This window comes from Mediterraneibacter sp. HA8405, assembly GCF_056148955.1.
In genome coordinates this window covers 929,416-945,140 of record NZ_CM148758.1, presented here as the reverse complement: position 1 = coordinate 945,140, position 15,725 = coordinate 929,416, and the positions used below count along the sequence as shown (strand labels likewise).

Sequence of the window (15,725 nt, the reverse complement as noted above, 5' to 3'; positions counted from 1 at the left end):
AAGCGGTATAATCAATGATTTTTGTTAACAATTTTTGTCTCGTATTTTCCTGTCTCGATATCAATATAGCGAACGAAAAGGGATACTTTGTTATCTTCGTTCAGGCTGTTCCACAGAAGCTCTGTAAAGCTGTCCATATCATCCGGAATACCAATCCGTTTCGGTTCTCCCTCAAAGCTGGGGAGCGGATCGCCGTCACACATATAAGTATGAATAAAACGTCCCTCACCGGCAGAAGGATTTTCGTAGGCAAATGTATATCTGCCGCATCCTTCCGGTCTGCCATTGTCACTTTTCAGAATTGACATGGCGAAATTATAGATACCATTTTCGATATGCATGATACCCGAAATACGCGGAGTATAATTGGGGCCGTCCGGCTCAAACTCCCGGCTGCGCAGAGACTGCTCAAATGTAAGCTGTTTATCCATTCCCTCATAAATCGTATCGGTCTGATCTCCGTTTGTCACAATGGTTTTATTGCCCAGCACCCGCACCGGCGCATAGATAATCAGGCTGGGATCTGTCAGTTTTGTCGGATCAAAAGCCTGTGTACGGATTCCCTCTCCGTCCTCCACGAAAATACGGTTGCGGCTGTTCTCACTGCGGCCCATAATAAAATAGGCAGTAACAGCTTTCTTCCCATCCGGCGTTCTGCCGATAATGATTCCTCTTCCGGGGTAGGAATTATTCCTTAATTCTTCTTCAATAGACAGCTTTTTCATTTTACTGTGTCTCCTTTCCGTTTTTTTCATCTTCTTCCGTTTCACACCGCTTTTTCTTCCCGCCGCCGGAGTCTTCATCCTCTTCTTCCGGCTGCTGCTCGATCTGCAGCTCCACTCTGGTAATACGGTTATCTTTCACTTCCATTACGTTAAATACAAGGTTGTCCTCCCGGATCACATCCCGGTCTTCCTTTGCCGGAATATGTCCCAGCTGTTCGATCAGGTAGCCGGAAAGCGTATCATAATTTTCTGTTTCCAGCTTCAGCCCCAGCTCTTCATTCAGATCCTCAATCAGAATTCCTCCGTCCAGAACATATTCATTTTCACTGACTGCCTCGATCTCAGGAACGACTTCCTCATATTCTTCATTTATATCACCCATGATCTCCTCAACAAGGTCTTCGATTGTCACAATTCCGGAAAAGCCGCCGTACTCATCTACCAGTATGGCCATGTGATGCCGCTCCGCCTGCATGGTGCGGAACAGTTCATCCGCCTCTTTCGTCTCAGGCACAAAAAACGGTTTGTGAAGCATTTCCCGTATGTTTATCTTGTCAAGGCCGGATCTTCTCAGTTCAATCATCACGTCCTTTACGTGAAGCACGCCGATAATATTGTCAATACTCTCTTCGTAGACCGGAATCCTGTTATGTCTTGTCTCAAGAATCTCGTCGATCAGTTCGTCAAACGGTTCTTCGATATCTATCGTTACCACATCACGTCTGGGCACCATAATTTCTCTGGCTGTCCGATCGTCAAAGGCAAACACCGAGTCGATCATTTCACGTTCCTCATCATCAAAGGTGCCGCTTTCATTTCCCATTTTCAGAAGAGCCTTAATCTCCTCCTCTGTCACCGCTTCTTCCTGATCCTCCGTCTTCATTCCCAGAAGTCTGAGCACCAGTTTCGTAGATACGGAAAGCAGTTTGATAAATGGTGAAAGTATAATGGAAACATAGTGAATCGGCATTACTGTCAGCATACAGAACGACTCTGCCTTCTGAAGAGCGATTCTCTTCGGCACAAGCTCACCAAATACCAGATTGAAAAACATCAGGATAAGTGTTACTCCATTGTGAGCGATCTGCTGGCTGTAAGGAATATCAAATCCTCTCAGCCACTGTGCCAGCGCCGGCGATATACCTGCTGCCGCAGATGCAGATGAATAGAAACCTGCAAATGTAATGGCCACCTGAATTGTAGAAAGAAACTTTGTAGAATCATCAAAAAGTTTCTCGATCACCTTTGCCTTTCTGTTGCCTTCCTGGGCAAGACTTCGGATCCGGTTTTTATTCACCGATACAACAGCCATCTCCGCCCCGGCAAAAAAAGCATTCATGAGAGTAAAAAACAATAAAAGCAACAAGTCAAATAAAATTGAGTTCCCCGCAGGGTCTGCGTCCATAAAAAATAACTCCTCCTAAATAAAATATTCAGGAGAAGTATATCATGCACTTAGTTTTTTCGCAATACATGTTCCTCAATAAACTGCGTCATCTGTCCCGCAGGAATTCCAAGCGCAAAAGAAAATTCACTGTACAGAGCATGTTCAAGAAGCATCTGATATTTCCGGTCAACACTGGTAATACTGCCCCTGCGCTTGGTTCTGTTATATGTTGTTTTAAGCACCTTTACCCAGTTTTCCGGACAGTAGTCAGCAATACAGTCTCTATACTCCTGTTCCCTGAGTTTTTCATTTTTTACCTTGAGCACTTCAATGTCTGCTATCCGGTCAATCAGATTTAACGCTTCCTCTCTGCTGACAGGCTTTCTGATATTTGATTCATCATCTGTAGGCACATATGCGCGGTCTCTCTCATCTTCCACCGACTGAAGCGTATAATATTTTTTCTGCCTGTCAGCGAAAGAAAAATCAAGAGTACCAATGTCTTCCACTTTGTACAGCCCTCTGCATTTGTAAACAACCGCATCTCCTCTATTGAGCATCCAATTCCTCCTTTTCCTTACCAAGAACACTCTTCCCACTTCACTGCTGATAGTATAAGTATAGCCAAAGAAAGACCGGTACAACGCTGTAACGGCCTTTTTCTGCGGTCTCACTGAAAATATTTTAACACAATTCGGACTTTAAAGTAAGATATTTTGACAATTTTCGCATATTTTTGTAAACATCTGCCAATTGACATCTATATTTTTTTGTATACTTTTGCATATAAAAGCCACCCCCGCAGGACTGGCCTGAATCAATCAAGAGTCGAGCTTCTGCACACACATTCTTCCGGTTTAAACACACTGTCTGCTGCTTTATCCGTCTCTCCGCCCTCCGGCTCCGCCGCTTTCTGCGGACGGAACTCTATATGTCCGTTCGCGGCGTCCATGCCGTCTACTATGGCCAGTGACTCCAGCTGAAATCCCAGATTTCTTATCATTCTCCCTCCTGACTGGAACCCTTTTTCTATGGCAATTCCGATTCCTTCAACTGTCGCTCCCGCAGACTGCACAATTTGAATCAGCCCCTGAAGCGCACATCCGTTGGCCAGGAAGTCATCAATAATCAGAACATGATCCTCTGGAGTCAGAAACTTCTTCGCTACTATTACATGGTTAATACATTTGTGCGTAAAAGATTCCACTTCCGCCACATATACTTCCCCGTCCAGATTAATGCTCTGGGACTTCTTCGCAAACACAACCGGTACATTGAAATGCTGGGCCGCAATACAGGCAATTCCGATCCCCGATGCTTCAATTGTAAGAATCTTATTAATGGGCTTCCCTTCAAATCTCCGTTTAAATTCCGCCCCCATCTCGTTCAGCAGCCCGATATCCATCTGATGGTTTAGAAAGCTGTCCACCTTAAGCACATTTCCTTCTTTTACAACTCCATCTCTCACAATTCGTTCTTCCAGAAAATTCATCTTTCTCCTTCTTCCCGCAGATAAAGAATCTTCTTCATCCGCATTTTATCCTTTCCAACGGATTATAACTTCCGTCTTTTCCTGTAAATCACCTGTACTGCCGCATCCTGCTTTTCAGCAGTTTTCATATCTACTGTTCTTTCTCCTTCTGCGCGTCCTCCTCCGGCTCAAATACAGTGAACACTCTTCTTAACAGATAAGAATTGACCCATGCAATCAGCGATACTCCGAACAGAAACCACAGCGGCACTGCCAGCATCAGCGTCATTGTATTCCATAGCGATGCAATTACGGCCACTACTACAACAGCCACCATCAGAACCGTATACGGAAGTTTTGCAATTGTAAGAATCAGTGCGTTTTTTAATGTGGCAGATATCTTATTCTCATACCGCGCTGTCAGCGGGAACACATATATCGTAACGGACAAAAGCAGAAATCCCACGATCATAAAAATAATTCGAAGCACATCTCCGACTCCTGCTCCCATCATTCCTGCAATTCTGAAATCAAGCCAGCAGAGCACACTGAAAACCGCAATAATCAGCCAAATCACCGTACTCTGTTTAAAATTCTCTTTAAAGGCTTTAAAAAAGCCTCTGAAAATATATCCTTCCTCATTCCGGACAATCTTCAGCATAACCGTGTACAAAGCCGTTGTTGACGCCCCGATTGTCACAATGGGAATCGAACAGATCACCCACAGCACATTCAGAAACACCATATCGCAGATCTTACTCAAAGCCCGCATGACAACATTGTCCATCAAATTAAATCTCATAGTAATCCTCTCGCTCTTATCTGATACATATTTGTTCCAGTATAGCACAGATAAACAATGAAATGAAGCACAAGTTCGGATTTGTCAAAATGAACTTTCACAAGGAAATATCCGAAAATATCCAAAACTTCCTGAATTGAACAGGACGGAGATGCGGGATGTAAGATCCTTGTTCCACTCCGGGATCTGAGAAAAATAAAGGATTTGAAATCTGATTAAAAGCAAGGCCCGAGATGAAAACTCACTCTGTTCGAACAGCTTCATCTCAGGCCTTAACATCAGACTTCAAATCCTTTGTTTTTCTGACAGATTCCTCCGAGTCACAAGGAACTCACATCCCGCATCTCCTGTGTGTTCTATCCGTGAGAAGTCCTCGAATATTTTCAGCTTTTCTAATAATGAAAGTTACTTTCACAAATCCTCATAAAACAAAATCAAAACGGAACTTTCCCGAATTCAGGGCACAAAAAAAGCGGGTGATGGGAATCGAACCCACGTATCCAGCTTGGAAGGCTGGTGTTCTACCATTGAACTACACCCGCATCATCTCCGACACAAGTGATATAATACCACAGCTGCGTTCATATTGCAAGCTTTTTTTACTATAGTTTTTACTGGTTTTTTCACTTTTGCTTGTCAAACGCCTGCATTCCGAATATGATAGATAAGAATAATCCGGCAGATTATCGAAAACCGGCCGAAAGGAGGCAAAGTACCATGAATTTTTCTCAGCTTGCAAAGCTTCAGACACTGAAAAAACATCTGGATATATTTCAGAAAAACCATCCAAAATTTCAGCATTTTTTAAATGCCGTCTCCAGAGACGCGCTTCGGGAAGGCTCTGTTATAGAAATCAAGGTCACATCCCCGGAGAAGAAAACATATATTACCAATCTTAAACTCAAAAAAGATGATCTGGATTTCCTGCAGGCTCTGCAGCAGCTCAGGCGCTGAACCGCCGCCCTTCTGCGGTTCGATGCGGACAGAGAACGATTTTTAAAAGAGATTTCATTTATATTTTTTCGTTTTGTTGTTTTAACAACATATTATCTCTGTCCGGCATTTTATAATAACTGATGAAAATCAAAGAAAAAAGCGAGGAGAATATCAGATGATCAGAAAAATAATTCAGATTGACGAACACCGGTGCAACGGCTGCGGGCTCTGTGCTTCGGCCTGCCACGAAGGGGCTATAGGAATGGTAGATGGAAAAGCCCGGCTCTTAAGAGACGACTATTGCGACGGTCTCGGCGACTGCCTGCCCGCCTGCCCGGTAAACGCAATCTCTTTTATAGAAAGAGAAGCCGCAGCCTACGATGCGGAAGCCGTAGAAAAAAACAAAAGGGAAAAAATGCAGAATAATAAAGCTCCGGCTCACGCCTGTCCCGGAAGCCTGTTCAAAGCACTTGACCATCCGGATCCGGCAAACACATCTGCTCCTTCAGAAGCTCCGTCGTCTGTGCGTTCCATGCTGGGCCAGTGGCCGGCTCAGATCAGGCTCATACCGGCCGGGGCGCCCTGTTTTGAAAATGCGTCTCTGCTTATTGCCGCAGACTGTACCGCTTATGCATATGCCCGCTTTCATGAAGAATTTATGCGCGGAAAGGTTACTCTGATCGGATGTCCGAAGCTGGATGACACCGACTACTCCGAAAAGCTGACTGCAATTATAAAAGAAAACTCCATCCGGGATGTAACCGTGGCGCGGATGGAGGTTCCCTGCTGCGGTGGACTGGAAAGCGCCGTAAGAAAATCGATTCAGGACTGCGGGAAGTGCATTCCCTGCCAGGTGACGACCATCTCAATTGGCGGGAAAATACTGTAATTATACAAAACAACTGACAGCTTCACACAAAAGAGATTTTCCTGCTGGTGAAGCTGTCAGCCTTTTTGTACGTTTATACAGCTTTCTTCTTTTTATTTTTATTGTCTGTCCCGAACAGAAATGTTGTTTTGTTCTCAGACCTTATTTTTTCCTGTGTAAAGTATCTTGCGTTGTGCAGCGTATCTGCCAACATCATCCGCCAGGCTCTTACTTTTGAGGACAGCCTGGGTTTTCTGAGTTCGTCTTCCATGCTGTGCTCATTTGTATAAATTTGATACTGAGTTACTACCCAGCAGATGAGAAGAAAGGTAAACGCCATCAAAAATGTTACAATAAAAACCTTTGTCATAAGACCCTCTCCTCTCTGTTCTATTATAACTAAATTTTAGAACTTTTTGAGGGAATAGTCAATATTTTCAGTTTTTTTATTTTATTTATATCTGTTTTCAAATATTTTTTTGCAGTCTCAAAGCATAAACTGTTTTTCCGCAGCAATATCAGCCAGTATATACAGCCCGTTCTGCCTCATTGACTCACCGAATTCCTTTATTCATTTACTTTTTATCCACGCCGGCTTTTTTACATATATCCGCAAGGCAGCATCTGTCGCAGTGAGGCTTTGTTCTCGCCGTACAGACATCCCGTCCGTGATACACAAGCCGGTGACAGAAATCGCTTCCTTCTTCCGGAGGAATGATCTTCCACAGCGCCATTTCTACTTTCTTCGGCTCTTTGATTCCATCCACAAGTCCCATCCGGTTGACAAGGCGTATGCAGTGAGTATCTGTAACTATGGCCGGTTTTCCGAAGACATCGCCCATAATCAGATTGGCGCTTTTCCTTCCTACTCCGGGCAGTTTAAGCAGCGCGTCAAAATCATCCGGTACATTTCCGCCGTATTCATCCCGCAGTATTTTCATACAGGCGCTGATATCTCTGGCTTTACTGGCTCCAAGACCGCATGGCCTGACTATATCTTCTATATCTTTGACGTCCGCACCGGCAAGCGCATCCACATCGGGATATTTTTCATACAGTCCTTCTACGACTACATTCACTCTGGCATCTGTACACTGAGCCGCCAGTCTGACGCTGACAAGCAGCTTCCATGCCTGATCATAATCAAGGGTGCACCCTGCATCCGGATATTCTTTTTTCAGGCGCTCGATAATTTCCAGCGCGCGCTGTTTCTTTGTCATGTATTTTTCCCCTTCTGTCTTTACTGTTTTCCATTTATTATCTTTTTCAGTTCGTCCAGCGTCTCCTTAAATTTCCCGGAAACTGCAGTGGGATTTCTCCTGAGCATCTGTACAATACGCAGATAACGCCTGTCTGAACGTTCGTTCATTTTCTGGAACTCGCGGGAAATATTTTCTTTTATTTCCGAAAGATCCTGTTTCCATTTTTCAGCAGCCCTGCCATTCAGCTTTAAAGGAAGATTCTCCCTTACCGCCATCTCAACTTTGGCAGACAGTTCTTCCAGCAGCTGTATGCGTGCGCGGCGGACAGCGCGGATCTTCTCCAGGTATAAGTCTCTGCCAAACGTTTTTCTGGTCTTCCTTTTTTCCGGACGGACTTTGTTCAGCACCGCAATTCCGTCCGTAACCTGATGAAGTTTGTCCTGCAGCCGCCGGAGCTGCTCTCTGGTTTTTTCCGCCTGGGCAAGGAGCTGCTTCATATCCAGAGCTTCTCTGAAGGAGAAAATAAAGTCTGCTGCCGCACCCGCCGTCAATACTCCTGCGGTTCCTGCAGCCATATGATCGGGCAGCATAAGAATTGCCGATTCAACCGGAGGGTGAACCACAAATACCATAAGTACGGAAAAACATCCCCAGCACAAAGATGCGGCAGGGCAGATATAGCCTTTCAGATTCAGCTTCTGTTTGCTGTAATCCCAATATTTTACATGAAAAATACTCTCCATCACAACTCCGGTAATAAACTCCAGAGCCGTAGCTCCTGTCATGCCGAGAGCGAAAACAAGGATAATATGATCTCTTACTCCCATGGTACAGAACAGAACCATAACCGCTCCCGAACCATAAAGAGGAAGAAACGGGCCATGCATAAATCCCCTGTTTACAAGACGCCGTTCTTTCACTGAGACATAACAGCTCTCCCACACCCAGCCCATAAAACTATATAAGAAGAAAAACAATATCCACCGTGAAACAAAATATAGATGCATCCTCTGTCATATCCTCCTGTCAGATACCCCGCCATTCATATCCTCCTGCGAAATTCTGCAATACCGGATATTCTTCTGTCCACAGCAGGCTATTTTTCTTTATTTCTTCTTTCAATGTCCATAATCAGATCCACTCTCCGCTGATGCCGTCCACCTTCGAACTCCGTATTAAGCCATGTATCGACAATCATTTTAGCCAGCTCCGCACCCACCACTCTGGCGCCGAAAGCCAGCACGTTACAGTCATTATGGGCTCTGGACATCTTTGCCGTAAACGGCTCACTGCATACGACAGCCCGGATTCCCTCGACTTTATTTGCCGCGAGAGAAATGCCCAGTCCTGTGCCGCAGATCAGAATCCCTTTCTCCACTTCGCCTGCCGCCACAGCCCGGGCTACCTTTTCTCCATATATGGGATAATCGCAGCTCTCCGGTGAATTTGTCCCATAATCCACCACCTCATGTCCTTTTTCTTTCAGGAAATCAATAATTTCCGCTTTCAGCTCCAGAGCTGAATGATCATTTCCTATGCCGATCTTCATATTTCACAACCTCCGTATCCTGGCCGGGCTCTGTTCCTTTCCGGCAATAAATAATGTAAGCGCAGAACTGTCCGGTCTTATTTTTCCAGTCGCTTCTGCTGAAAATCAAAAGCGGCTTCTCTGTGAAATATCATAACAAATTCCCCATATAAACGCAATAAAAACGACATATTGAACAAAAAAACAGGCTTCGACCAGAAAAAGGCGCCGTTTTCCACGACGCCTCTTCTACTGTATCCGCGCTGCTTCTACTGCTTCTCCAGCAGTTCTTTTATCATCTTTGTCACAGATGCCGGATCTGCCTTCCCTTTCATGGCCCGCATGGACTGTCCCATGAGCGCGCCGAAGGCTTTCTGCTTTCCCCCCTTATAATCAGCCACGGCCTGCGGATTGTCAGCAAGCACTTTCTCAACTGCCGCTCTTAAGGCGCCTTCATCATTTACGGTCTTAAGGCCCTGTTCTTCCACATATTTTTCCGGATCCACATTATCTGTAAATATCTTCTCGAATACTTTTTTCGCCACAGAGCTGCTGATCGTTCCCGTATCTGCCAGATCAATCAGCTTTGCCAGATTCTCCGGGGAAAATGCCAGCTCCTCCGCCTCCATTCCCCTCTCCTTCATCAGGCGGAACATTTCTCCCATAATCCAGTTGGATACCTTCTTCGGTTTGCCGCAAAGTTCCACGGTCTTTTCGAAAAGATCCGCAACTTTCTTGGATTCGGTAATCAGCTCCGCATCATACCGGGGAATGTCAAACTCCCTGCTGTATCTTTCCAGCTTTTCCGGGCGCAGTTCCGGCTGCCGTGCCTTCACTTCACGAATCCATTCATCGGAAATTACGACAGGCACCAGATCCGGTTCCGGAAAATAACGGTAATCCTGGGCGTCTTCCTTGGAGCGCATCGCATAAGAGCTTTCTTTATTATCATCCCAGCGCCTGGTCTCCTGCACGACTTCTTTTCCTGCTTCCAGAAGTTCAATCTGACGGGCCCTTTCTCCTTCGATGGCATGGGCAATGGCTTTAAATGAGTTCAGGTTTTTCATCTCAGTTCTTGTGCCCAGTTCCTCTGTGCCGGCTCTGCGCACCGAAAGGTTTACATCCGCCCTCATGGAACCTTCCTGAAGCTTACAGTCCGATACACCCAGGTACTGAGCAGTCATCCGCAGTTTTTCCAGGTATGCGATTACTTCGTCAGAGGAACGCATATCCGGCTCTGACACAATCTCAACCAGGGGCACGCCGCTGCGGTTATAATCTACAAGGGAGGTGTCATCCCACTCATCATGGACCAGTTTTCCGGCGTCCTCTTCCATATGCATTTCATGAATCCGCACATTCTTCTTCCCTGCCGCCGTCTCAATTTCTACGAAACCGTCTCTTGCGATGGGGAGATAGAGCTGCGAGATCTGATAGTTCTGGGGATTATCCGGATAGAAATAGTTCTTCCGGTCAAACTTGCACACCTGTGTTATTCTGCAGTTTGTGGCAAGTCCCAGCGCCATGGCATATTCCACCACTTTTTTATTCAGCACCGGAAGGGAGCCCGGCATACCCGTACACACCGGACAGGTGTGGGTATTCGGCGCGCTTCCGAATTCTGTACTGCAGCCGCAGAAGATTTTTGTCTTTGTCGCCAGCTCGATATGAACTTCAAGTCCGATCACGGTCTCATACTGTGCCATGATCAGCCCACCTCCTTTCCGGTCTCCATGGCCGCTCTGATATCTGCCATCTTTTCATACTGTTTGCCTGTCGCGCACTCATAAGTGTATGCTGCGCGGATCAGGGTTTTCTCATCAAATGCATTTCCGATCAGCTGCATGCCAATGGGCAGTCCTTCTTTATCTTTCCCGACAGGTATGGTCATGCCCGGCAGTCCGGCAAGATTTACGGAAATGGTGTAAATATCTCCCAGGTACATTTTCAGCGGATCGCTCAGGCTCTCTCCCAGCTTCGGTGCTGTGGTGGGAGCCGCCGGTCCGAGAATCAGATCGTATTTCTCAAAAGCCTTGTCAAACTCCTTTTTTATCAGGGCTTTTGTCCGGAGCGCTTTCAGATAATATGCATCATAATATCCGGAACTCAGAACAAAGGAGCCCAGCATAATCCGCCGTTTCACCTCCGGACCGAACCCTTCTGACCGGGTCTTTTTATACATGTTGTGCAGCCCTTCATAGTTTTCTGTCCGGTATCCGTATTTTACGCCGTCAAATCGTTCCAGGTTGGAACTCGCCTCCGCTGAGGCAATGGTATAGTACGCCGGAATCGCGTATTTTACAAGTCCAAGATCGAACGTCTCTACAGATGCGCCCTTTTCTTCCAGAACTTTTGCCGCGTCCTGCACTGCCTGACGCACTTCCGGATCCAGACCTTCCCCGATATAATCTCCCGGGATTCCGATCTTCAGCCCTTTAACGTCCTCTGTCAGGGCGCTCATGAAATCGCAGTCTTTTCTCTCAACAGATGTACTGTCCTTCGGGTCGTGGGAGGCAATCGCCTCAAGAAACGCCGCGCAGTCCGATACATCCTTCGCAACCGGACCGATCTGATCCAGTGAGGATCCGTATGCAATCAGTCCGTATCTGGAAACCGTTCCGTATGTGGGTTTCAGGCCCACTACGCCGCAGAAGGAACTTGGCTGCCTTATTGAGCCGCCGGTGTCAGATCCCAGCGCGCCGAAACACTCGCCTGCCGCCACTGCCGCACACGATCCGCCGGATGATCCCCCCGGAACATGTTCCGTATTGTGGGGATTTCTTGTAGGGCCGTAATAGGAAGTCTCTGTGGTACTTCCCATGGCAAATTCATCCATATTTGTCTTTCCCAGGATCACTGCTCCTGCCTTCCGCAGATTCTCAACTGCCTGCGCCGTGTATGTGGGTCTGAATCCGGAAAGAATCCGGGAACTGCAGGTAGTAAGCTGTCCCTTAATGCACATATTGTCTTTTATGGCTACCGGCACACCTGCCAGCGGACCGGTCAGCTCTCCCGCATCAATCTTTTTCTGGACTTCTTCCGCCTGCGCGTATGCTCCTTCCTCGTCCAGCGTTACATAACTGTTTATTGCCGGCTCCGCCTCTTTTGCCCGGTCAAGTGCCGCTTTTACGGCGTCTTTTACCTTGATCTCACCGGCTTTTATTTTTTCCGACAGCTCTAAAGCTGTAAGTTCTAATATTTTCATCCTCTATGCCGCCTTTCCTCATATCTCTGTCCGCTTTATCCGATCGTTCTCGGTACTTCGAAGCTGTCTTCCTTTCTCTGGGGCGCATTTTCCAGAGTTTCTTCTCTGCCGTCGCCGTTTGTCACCACATCCTCGCGGAACACATTATTTACCGGAAATACGTGAGACATAGGTTCAATTCCGGTTGTATCCAGTTCATTTAATGTGTCGATATAATCCAGCATCTTTTCCATGTCCGCTTTGGCTTCTTCTTTTTCTTCATCCGACAGTTCCAGCTTTGCAAGAATTCCCACGTATTCGATTGTCTCGTCTGATATTTTGTTTGCCATATCCATCTCTCCTTATCTGGCTGAACTTCTTTTACACATATGCCGGCTTTCACGCCGCTGTTATGGCTCCAGTCTGCTCATATCCCTCGGAAACAGTGTCGTTTCCCGGACATTATCATCACCGGTCAGTTTCATGGTCAGACGCTCAAGGCCGATTCCCAGTCCTCCGTGAGGCGGCATGCCGTATTTGAATGCGCTCAGATACTGCTCCATTCCTTCGTCTGTCATTCCCCGCTGTTCCATTTTTTCCAGAAGGCTGCGGTAATCATGGATACGCTGGCCTCCTGTGGTGATCTCCATCCCCCGGAACAGAAGATCAAAGCTCAGTGTGTACGTGGGATCCTCCGGATCGTCCATGGCATAGAACGGACGTTTTCTGGACGGATAATGTGTGACAAATACAAAGTCAGCATCCCACTTTTCCTTTGCATATCTGCTGATCAGCACTTCTTCCTCCGGCTCCAGATCATACGGGCTTCTTATCTTCCGTCCGTACTCTTCCGACACCAGACGTTTAATCTCATCAAACCGCACTGCCGGGATCTGGTCGGTTTTCGGAATCTCAACTCCCAGGATCCGCAGTTCCCGCGCGTATTCCTTTTCCAGAAGCGCCATTGTATACTGCAGATATCCGGTTTCCATTGCCATAATATCTTCAAAACTGTCAATATAGCCCATCTCAAAATCAAGGCTTGTATATTCATTCAGGTGTCTCTTTGTGTTATGTTTCTCCGCCCGGAATACCGGCGCCGTCTCAAACACTCTGTCAAAGACTCCTACCATCATCTGTTTATAAAACTGAGGACTCTGCTGGAGAACCGCCGGTCTGTGGAAATACTCCAGGCGGAACAGGTTCGCTCCGCCTTCCGCGCTCTTCGCGCCGATCTTCGGCGTGTGTATTTCTGTAAATCCTTCTCCGTACAGAAAATCCCGGAATCCTCTCACAAGTCCCTCCTGGATACGGAATCTTGCCCGCTCCCGGAGATTGCGAAGAGAAATGGGACGGTAGTTCAGCTTTGCCTCCAGAGAAGTGTTCATTTTCCATTTTGCAATGGGCAGAGGCATGGGCGCCGCAGGCTCGCTTAAAATACGGATTTCCCGCAGACGGATCTCAATTCCGTGGGGCGCTTTTCCGGACGCCGCGACAACACCTGTTACTTCCACGGATGCAGCCTCTTTTACATCCTTCAGATCAAATCCCGCCTCGCCTTTCTCATACACGCACTGTATGAGACCGTCCCGCCTGCGCAGGATCACAAAGGCCACGGTTCCCATGTCGCGGATTGTGTGCACCGCGCCGCTGACTTTTACGGTCTGCCCTTTTACCTCTTCCTTCAGCAGTTCATCAAGTTCCAGACATTCTGATTTTTTTACACCTTTTACCATTTCCATTTTTCCTTCTCCTTTCATCTGACACGCCGTACTTTCCACGGCACTATGATATACCCTTATGGTATTTCAGATGCGCATCCCGGGAAAAAGAAAGTCCCGGGATACTTAAGTATCCCGGGACGGAAATTATCAAGATAAAATCCGCGGTACCACCCGCATTGAACCTCTGCACTAGGACTCGACCTGCGCCTTACGGCTTGCTCTCATCAAGTGCTTTCGGTTCCACTCTCTGCATGTTAACGGATGCTTCTTCCGTACCGCCCTACTCAGTTTCAGACGGTCAGCTCCCAAGTGTTCCCTTAGTTTCCTCCGCTGTCCGGCGCTCTCAGTCGGTGACGCCAACTTCCTGTCAGTTTCTGAAAACCAGAGTCTTGTTCATCGCCTTTCTCTATTTCAACTCTTTAGCCAGTTAAAATATGTTTTCAATATTACCATACCGTTTTTTATATTGCAAGAACTTTTTTTAATTTATCCTGTTCTTTTTTTGCAATCTTGTTTTATTTTTCCTGCAAAATCCTCTGTTAAATCATTGTTTTTTCCGGATATATGATATATATGCGAGAACATCCTGCATTTTTCTGCAGGATGTTCTTGCCGGGCTCACAGATTCAATTGTTCCCGCAGCACTTCCACGGCTTTTTCCAGCTGATTGTCTGCATCGGGGTTATTTTCGTCATATTTATATTCTATTTCCACGTCCGGCGTCACGCCGGTACCATTAATGCTCCTGCCACTGGGGGTATAGTATTCCGCAATTGTCAGTTTCAGACAGGTTCCGTCTCCCAGACTGATCAGCTGCTGAACTACACCTTTTCCGTAAGTGGTAGTTCCCACAATCGTGCCTGTGCCATAATCCTGTACCGCGCCGCTGAAAATTTCCGATGCGCTGGCGCTGTAGCCGTTTACAAGCACAGCAAGCGGCTTTTTAAACTCATTTGTGCCGTCACAGGTCATCTCTTCTGTATTTCCGTTTTTATATTTGATCGAAATAATAGGCCCCTCCGGCAGAAGGAGTTTCAGCATGTCAGTCACTGTATCCACATTTCCGCCGGGATTATTCCTCAGGTCGATAATCAGTCCCTGCATATTCTGTGCTTCCAGATCGTCCATTGCTGTTTTGAACTGCTCATATGTTACATCGTCAAATTCACTGACCGATATATACCCGAGCTGTCCGTCCATCATCCGGTAATCTACGGTCTGTACTTCTATCGTATCCCGCACAGCCGTCAAGTCAACTTCCTTGTTGTCCCGAAGTACTGTCAGAGTGACTTCCGACCCTTTCTCACCCTTTACATAAGACACTACCGTATTCAGGTCTTTCCCCTGAATATCTTTGCCGTCAACCTGAAGCAGGATATCATCCACCTGCATTCCGGCTTTATCCGCAGGAGAGTCCTTATATATATTTGTCACGGTAATAGTGCCGTCCGGTCCCTGACTCATAGTAACGCCGATTCCACTGAACTCACCGCTGGTAGATTCAAATAACGCCTGCGTCTCCTCTTCGTCATAATATTCTGTATAGGGATCCCCGAGAGCCTCCGTATATCCGGAATACAGCCCTTCTACCAGAGCATTACTGTCAATTTCATCTTCATAGAGGTAATACTCGTCTATAAGTCCGTTGATCACATCCAGTTTGTTTTCAACATCTTTCGCAGACACGCCTGAGGAAGCCAGACTGTTCCCGATAACCCAGCTCCTGATTCCGAATGCCGCGGCAATGATCACAAGCATTCCCGCCATGCCGGTCAGTACGCCCGCGCCAAATCGCCCCTTGTGTTTCGTATGTCCTTCCCGCGTCCTGTCCTGAGAAAATCTGTTCTCGGCTTCTCCCCGTCCGCCGTCTGCCGGAAGCTCTTTTTCTGTCTTTTCTG

At 46.8% G+C, this 15,725-nt stretch carries 16 protein-coding genes and 1 tRNA gene; 2 read left to right on the top strand and 15 right to left on the bottom strand.

What is annotated here, in order from left to right; genetic code table 11:
- Positions 1 to 11: 11 nt before the first annotated feature.
- The 6 genes from AC0QUU_RS04390 to AC0QUU_RS04365 form a co-directional block, all read right to left on the bottom strand.
- Positions 12 to 725 carry an IMP cyclohydrolase gene (locus AC0QUU_RS04390; RefSeq protein WP_474544853.1) on the bottom strand — a complete coding sequence of 238 codons (714 nt, stop codon included), beginning with the start codon at positions 723 to 725 and terminating at the stop codon, positions 12 to 14.
- Between the two features lies 1 nt (position 726).
- Entirely contained in the window at positions 727 to 2,130 is a 1,404-nt protein-coding gene (locus AC0QUU_RS04385) for a hemolysin family protein (RefSeq protein WP_474544852.1), read from the bottom strand.
- A gap of 50 nt (positions 2,131 to 2,180) precedes the next feature.
- Positions 2,181 to 2,672, bottom strand: a complete 492-nt coding sequence (locus tag AC0QUU_RS04380; RefSeq protein ID WP_474544851.1) for a CarD family transcriptional regulator — start codon at positions 2,670 to 2,672, stop codon at positions 2,181 to 2,183.
- A 257-nt stretch (positions 2,673 to 2,929) separates the two neighbouring features.
- A complete protein-coding gene (locus AC0QUU_RS04375; protein ID WP_474544850.1) occupies positions 2,930 to 3,604 on the bottom strand; it encodes a xanthine phosphoribosyltransferase in 675 nt (224 codons plus the stop codon).
- A 130-nt stretch (positions 3,605 to 3,734) separates the two neighbouring features.
- Positions 3,735 to 4,385, bottom strand: coding sequence for a YesL family protein (locus AC0QUU_RS04370; RefSeq protein ID WP_474544849.1), 651 nt, complete (start codon positions 4,383 to 4,385; stop codon positions 3,735 to 3,737).
- 471 nt (positions 4,386 to 4,856) lie between these two features.
- Positions 4,857 to 4,927: transfer RNA gene (locus tag AC0QUU_RS04365), tRNA-Gly, on the bottom strand.
- Positions 4,928 to 5,102: 175 nt separating this feature from the next.
- Between AC0QUU_RS04365 and AC0QUU_RS04360 the strand changes: the two genes are divergently transcribed.
- Positions 5,103 to 5,339 carry a hypothetical protein gene (locus AC0QUU_RS04360; protein WP_474544848.1) on the top strand — a complete coding sequence of 79 codons (237 nt, stop codon included), beginning with the start codon at positions 5,103 to 5,105 and terminating at the stop codon, positions 5,337 to 5,339.
- 157 nt (positions 5,340 to 5,496) lie between these two features.
- Complete coding sequence (locus tag AC0QUU_RS04355; protein ID WP_474544847.1) at positions 5,497 to 6,210, top strand: ATP-binding protein; 714 nt, start codon at positions 5,497 to 5,499, stop codon at positions 6,208 to 6,210.
- A 73-nt stretch (positions 6,211 to 6,283) separates the two neighbouring features.
- Here AC0QUU_RS04355 and AC0QUU_RS04350 read toward each other — a convergent pair whose 3' ends face one another.
- The 9 genes from AC0QUU_RS04350 to AC0QUU_RS04310 form a co-directional block, all read right to left on the bottom strand.
- Positions 6,284 to 6,559: a hypothetical protein gene (locus AC0QUU_RS04350; protein WP_474544846.1), complete on the bottom strand. Its 276-nt coding sequence runs from the start codon at positions 6,557 to 6,559 to the stop codon at positions 6,284 to 6,286.
- 205 nt (positions 6,560 to 6,764) lie between these two features.
- The gene (locus AC0QUU_RS04345; protein ID WP_474544845.1) at positions 6,765 to 7,409 is read right to left on the bottom strand and encodes an endonuclease III domain-containing protein; all 645 of its coding nucleotides are present in this window, start codon (positions 7,407 to 7,409) and stop codon (positions 6,765 to 6,767) included.
- A gap of 20 nt (positions 7,410 to 7,429) precedes the next feature.
- Positions 7,430 to 8,398, bottom strand: coding sequence for a putative ABC transporter permease (locus tag AC0QUU_RS04340; protein ID WP_474544844.1), 969 nt, complete (start codon positions 8,396 to 8,398; stop codon positions 7,430 to 7,432).
- Between the two features lie 89 nt (positions 8,399 to 8,487).
- On the bottom strand, positions 8,488 to 8,940 hold the full coding sequence (gene rpiB / locus AC0QUU_RS04335) for a ribose 5-phosphate isomerase B (RefSeq protein ID WP_474544843.1): 453 nt from the start codon (positions 8,938 to 8,940) through the stop codon (positions 8,488 to 8,490).
- Between the two features lie 248 nt (positions 8,941 to 9,188).
- Positions 9,189 to 10,628, bottom strand: coding sequence for an Asp-tRNA(Asn)/Glu-tRNA(Gln) amidotransferase subunit GatB (gatB, locus tag AC0QUU_RS04330; protein WP_474545517.1), 1,440 nt, complete (start codon positions 10,626 to 10,628; stop codon positions 9,189 to 9,191).
- Positions 10,628 to 12,124, bottom strand: a complete 1,497-nt coding sequence (gene gatA, locus AC0QUU_RS04325) for an Asp-tRNA(Asn)/Glu-tRNA(Gln) amidotransferase subunit GatA (protein WP_474544842.1) — start codon at positions 12,122 to 12,124, stop codon at positions 10,628 to 10,630. The genes gatB and gatA overlap by 1 nt, the downstream gene beginning before the upstream one ends.
- Positions 12,125 to 12,159: 35 nt before the next feature.
- Positions 12,160 to 12,453, bottom strand: coding sequence for an Asp-tRNA(Asn)/Glu-tRNA(Gln) amidotransferase subunit GatC (gatC, locus tag AC0QUU_RS04320; RefSeq protein ID WP_474544841.1), 294 nt, complete (start codon positions 12,451 to 12,453; stop codon positions 12,160 to 12,162).
- Between the two features lie 60 nt (positions 12,454 to 12,513).
- Complete coding sequence (gene aspS / locus AC0QUU_RS04315; RefSeq protein WP_474544840.1) at positions 12,514 to 13,845, bottom strand: aspartate--tRNA(Asn) ligase; 1,332 nt, start codon at positions 13,843 to 13,845, stop codon at positions 12,514 to 12,516.
- Between the two features lie 600 nt (positions 13,846 to 14,445).
- Positions 14,446 to 15,594: a S41 family peptidase gene (locus AC0QUU_RS04310; RefSeq protein WP_474545516.1), complete on the bottom strand. Its 1,149-nt coding sequence runs from the start codon at positions 15,592 to 15,594 to the stop codon at positions 14,446 to 14,448.
- Positions 15,595 to 15,725 lie beyond the last annotated feature (131 nt).

What these genes read in the sequence shown, in the direction of transcription:
- AC0QUU_RS04390 (WP_474544853.1), bottom strand. Translation starts at nt 725, where the DNA reads ATGAAAAAGCTGTCTATTGAAGAAGAATTAAGGAATAATTCCTACCCC.
- AC0QUU_RS04385 (WP_474544852.1), bottom strand. Translation starts at nt 2,130, where the DNA reads ATGGACGCAGACCCTGCGGGGAACTCAATTTTATTTGACTTGTTGCTT.
- AC0QUU_RS04380 (WP_474544851.1), bottom strand. Translation starts at nt 2,672, where the DNA reads ATGCTCAATAGAGGAGATGCGGTTGTTTACAAATGCAGAGGGCTGTAC.
- AC0QUU_RS04375 (WP_474544850.1), bottom strand. Translation starts at nt 3,604, where the DNA reads ATGAATTTTCTGGAAGAACGAATTGTGAGAGATGGAGTTGTAAAAGAA.
- AC0QUU_RS04370 (WP_474544849.1), bottom strand. Translation starts at nt 4,385, where the DNA reads ATGAGATTTAATTTGATGGACAATGTTGTCATGCGGGCTTTGAGTAAG.
- AC0QUU_RS04360 (WP_474544848.1), top strand. Translation starts at nt 5,103, where the DNA reads ATGAATTTTTCTCAGCTTGCAAAGCTTCAGACACTGAAAAAACATCTG.
- AC0QUU_RS04355 (WP_474544847.1), top strand. Translation starts at nt 5,497, where the DNA reads ATGATCAGAAAAATAATTCAGATTGACGAACACCGGTGCAACGGCTGC.
- AC0QUU_RS04350 (WP_474544846.1), bottom strand. Translation starts at nt 6,559, where the DNA reads ATGACAAAGGTTTTTATTGTAACATTTTTGATGGCGTTTACCTTTCTT.
- AC0QUU_RS04345 (WP_474544845.1), bottom strand. Translation starts at nt 7,409, where the DNA reads ATGACAAAGAAACAGCGCGCGCTGGAAATTATCGAGCGCCTGAAAAAA.
- AC0QUU_RS04340 (WP_474544844.1), bottom strand. Translation starts at nt 8,398, where the DNA reads ATGCATCTATATTTTGTTTCACGGTGGATATTGTTTTTCTTCTTATAT.
- rpiB (WP_474544843.1), bottom strand. Translation starts at nt 8,940, where the DNA reads ATGAAGATCGGCATAGGAAATGATCATTCAGCTCTGGAGCTGAAAGCG.
- gatA (WP_474544842.1), bottom strand. Translation starts at nt 12,124, where the DNA reads ATGAAAATATTAGAACTTACAGCTTTAGAGCTGTCGGAAAAAATAAAA.
- gatC (WP_474544841.1), bottom strand. Translation starts at nt 12,453, where the DNA reads ATGGCAAACAAAATATCAGACGAGACAATCGAATACGTGGGAATTCTT.
- aspS (WP_474544840.1), bottom strand. Translation starts at nt 13,845, where the DNA reads ATGGAAATGGTAAAAGGTGTAAAAAAATCAGAATGTCTGGAACTTGAT.
- AC0QUU_RS04310 (WP_474545516.1), bottom strand. Translation starts at nt 15,594, where the DNA reads ATGGCGGGAATGCTTGTGATCATTGCCGCGGCATTCGGAATCAGGAGC.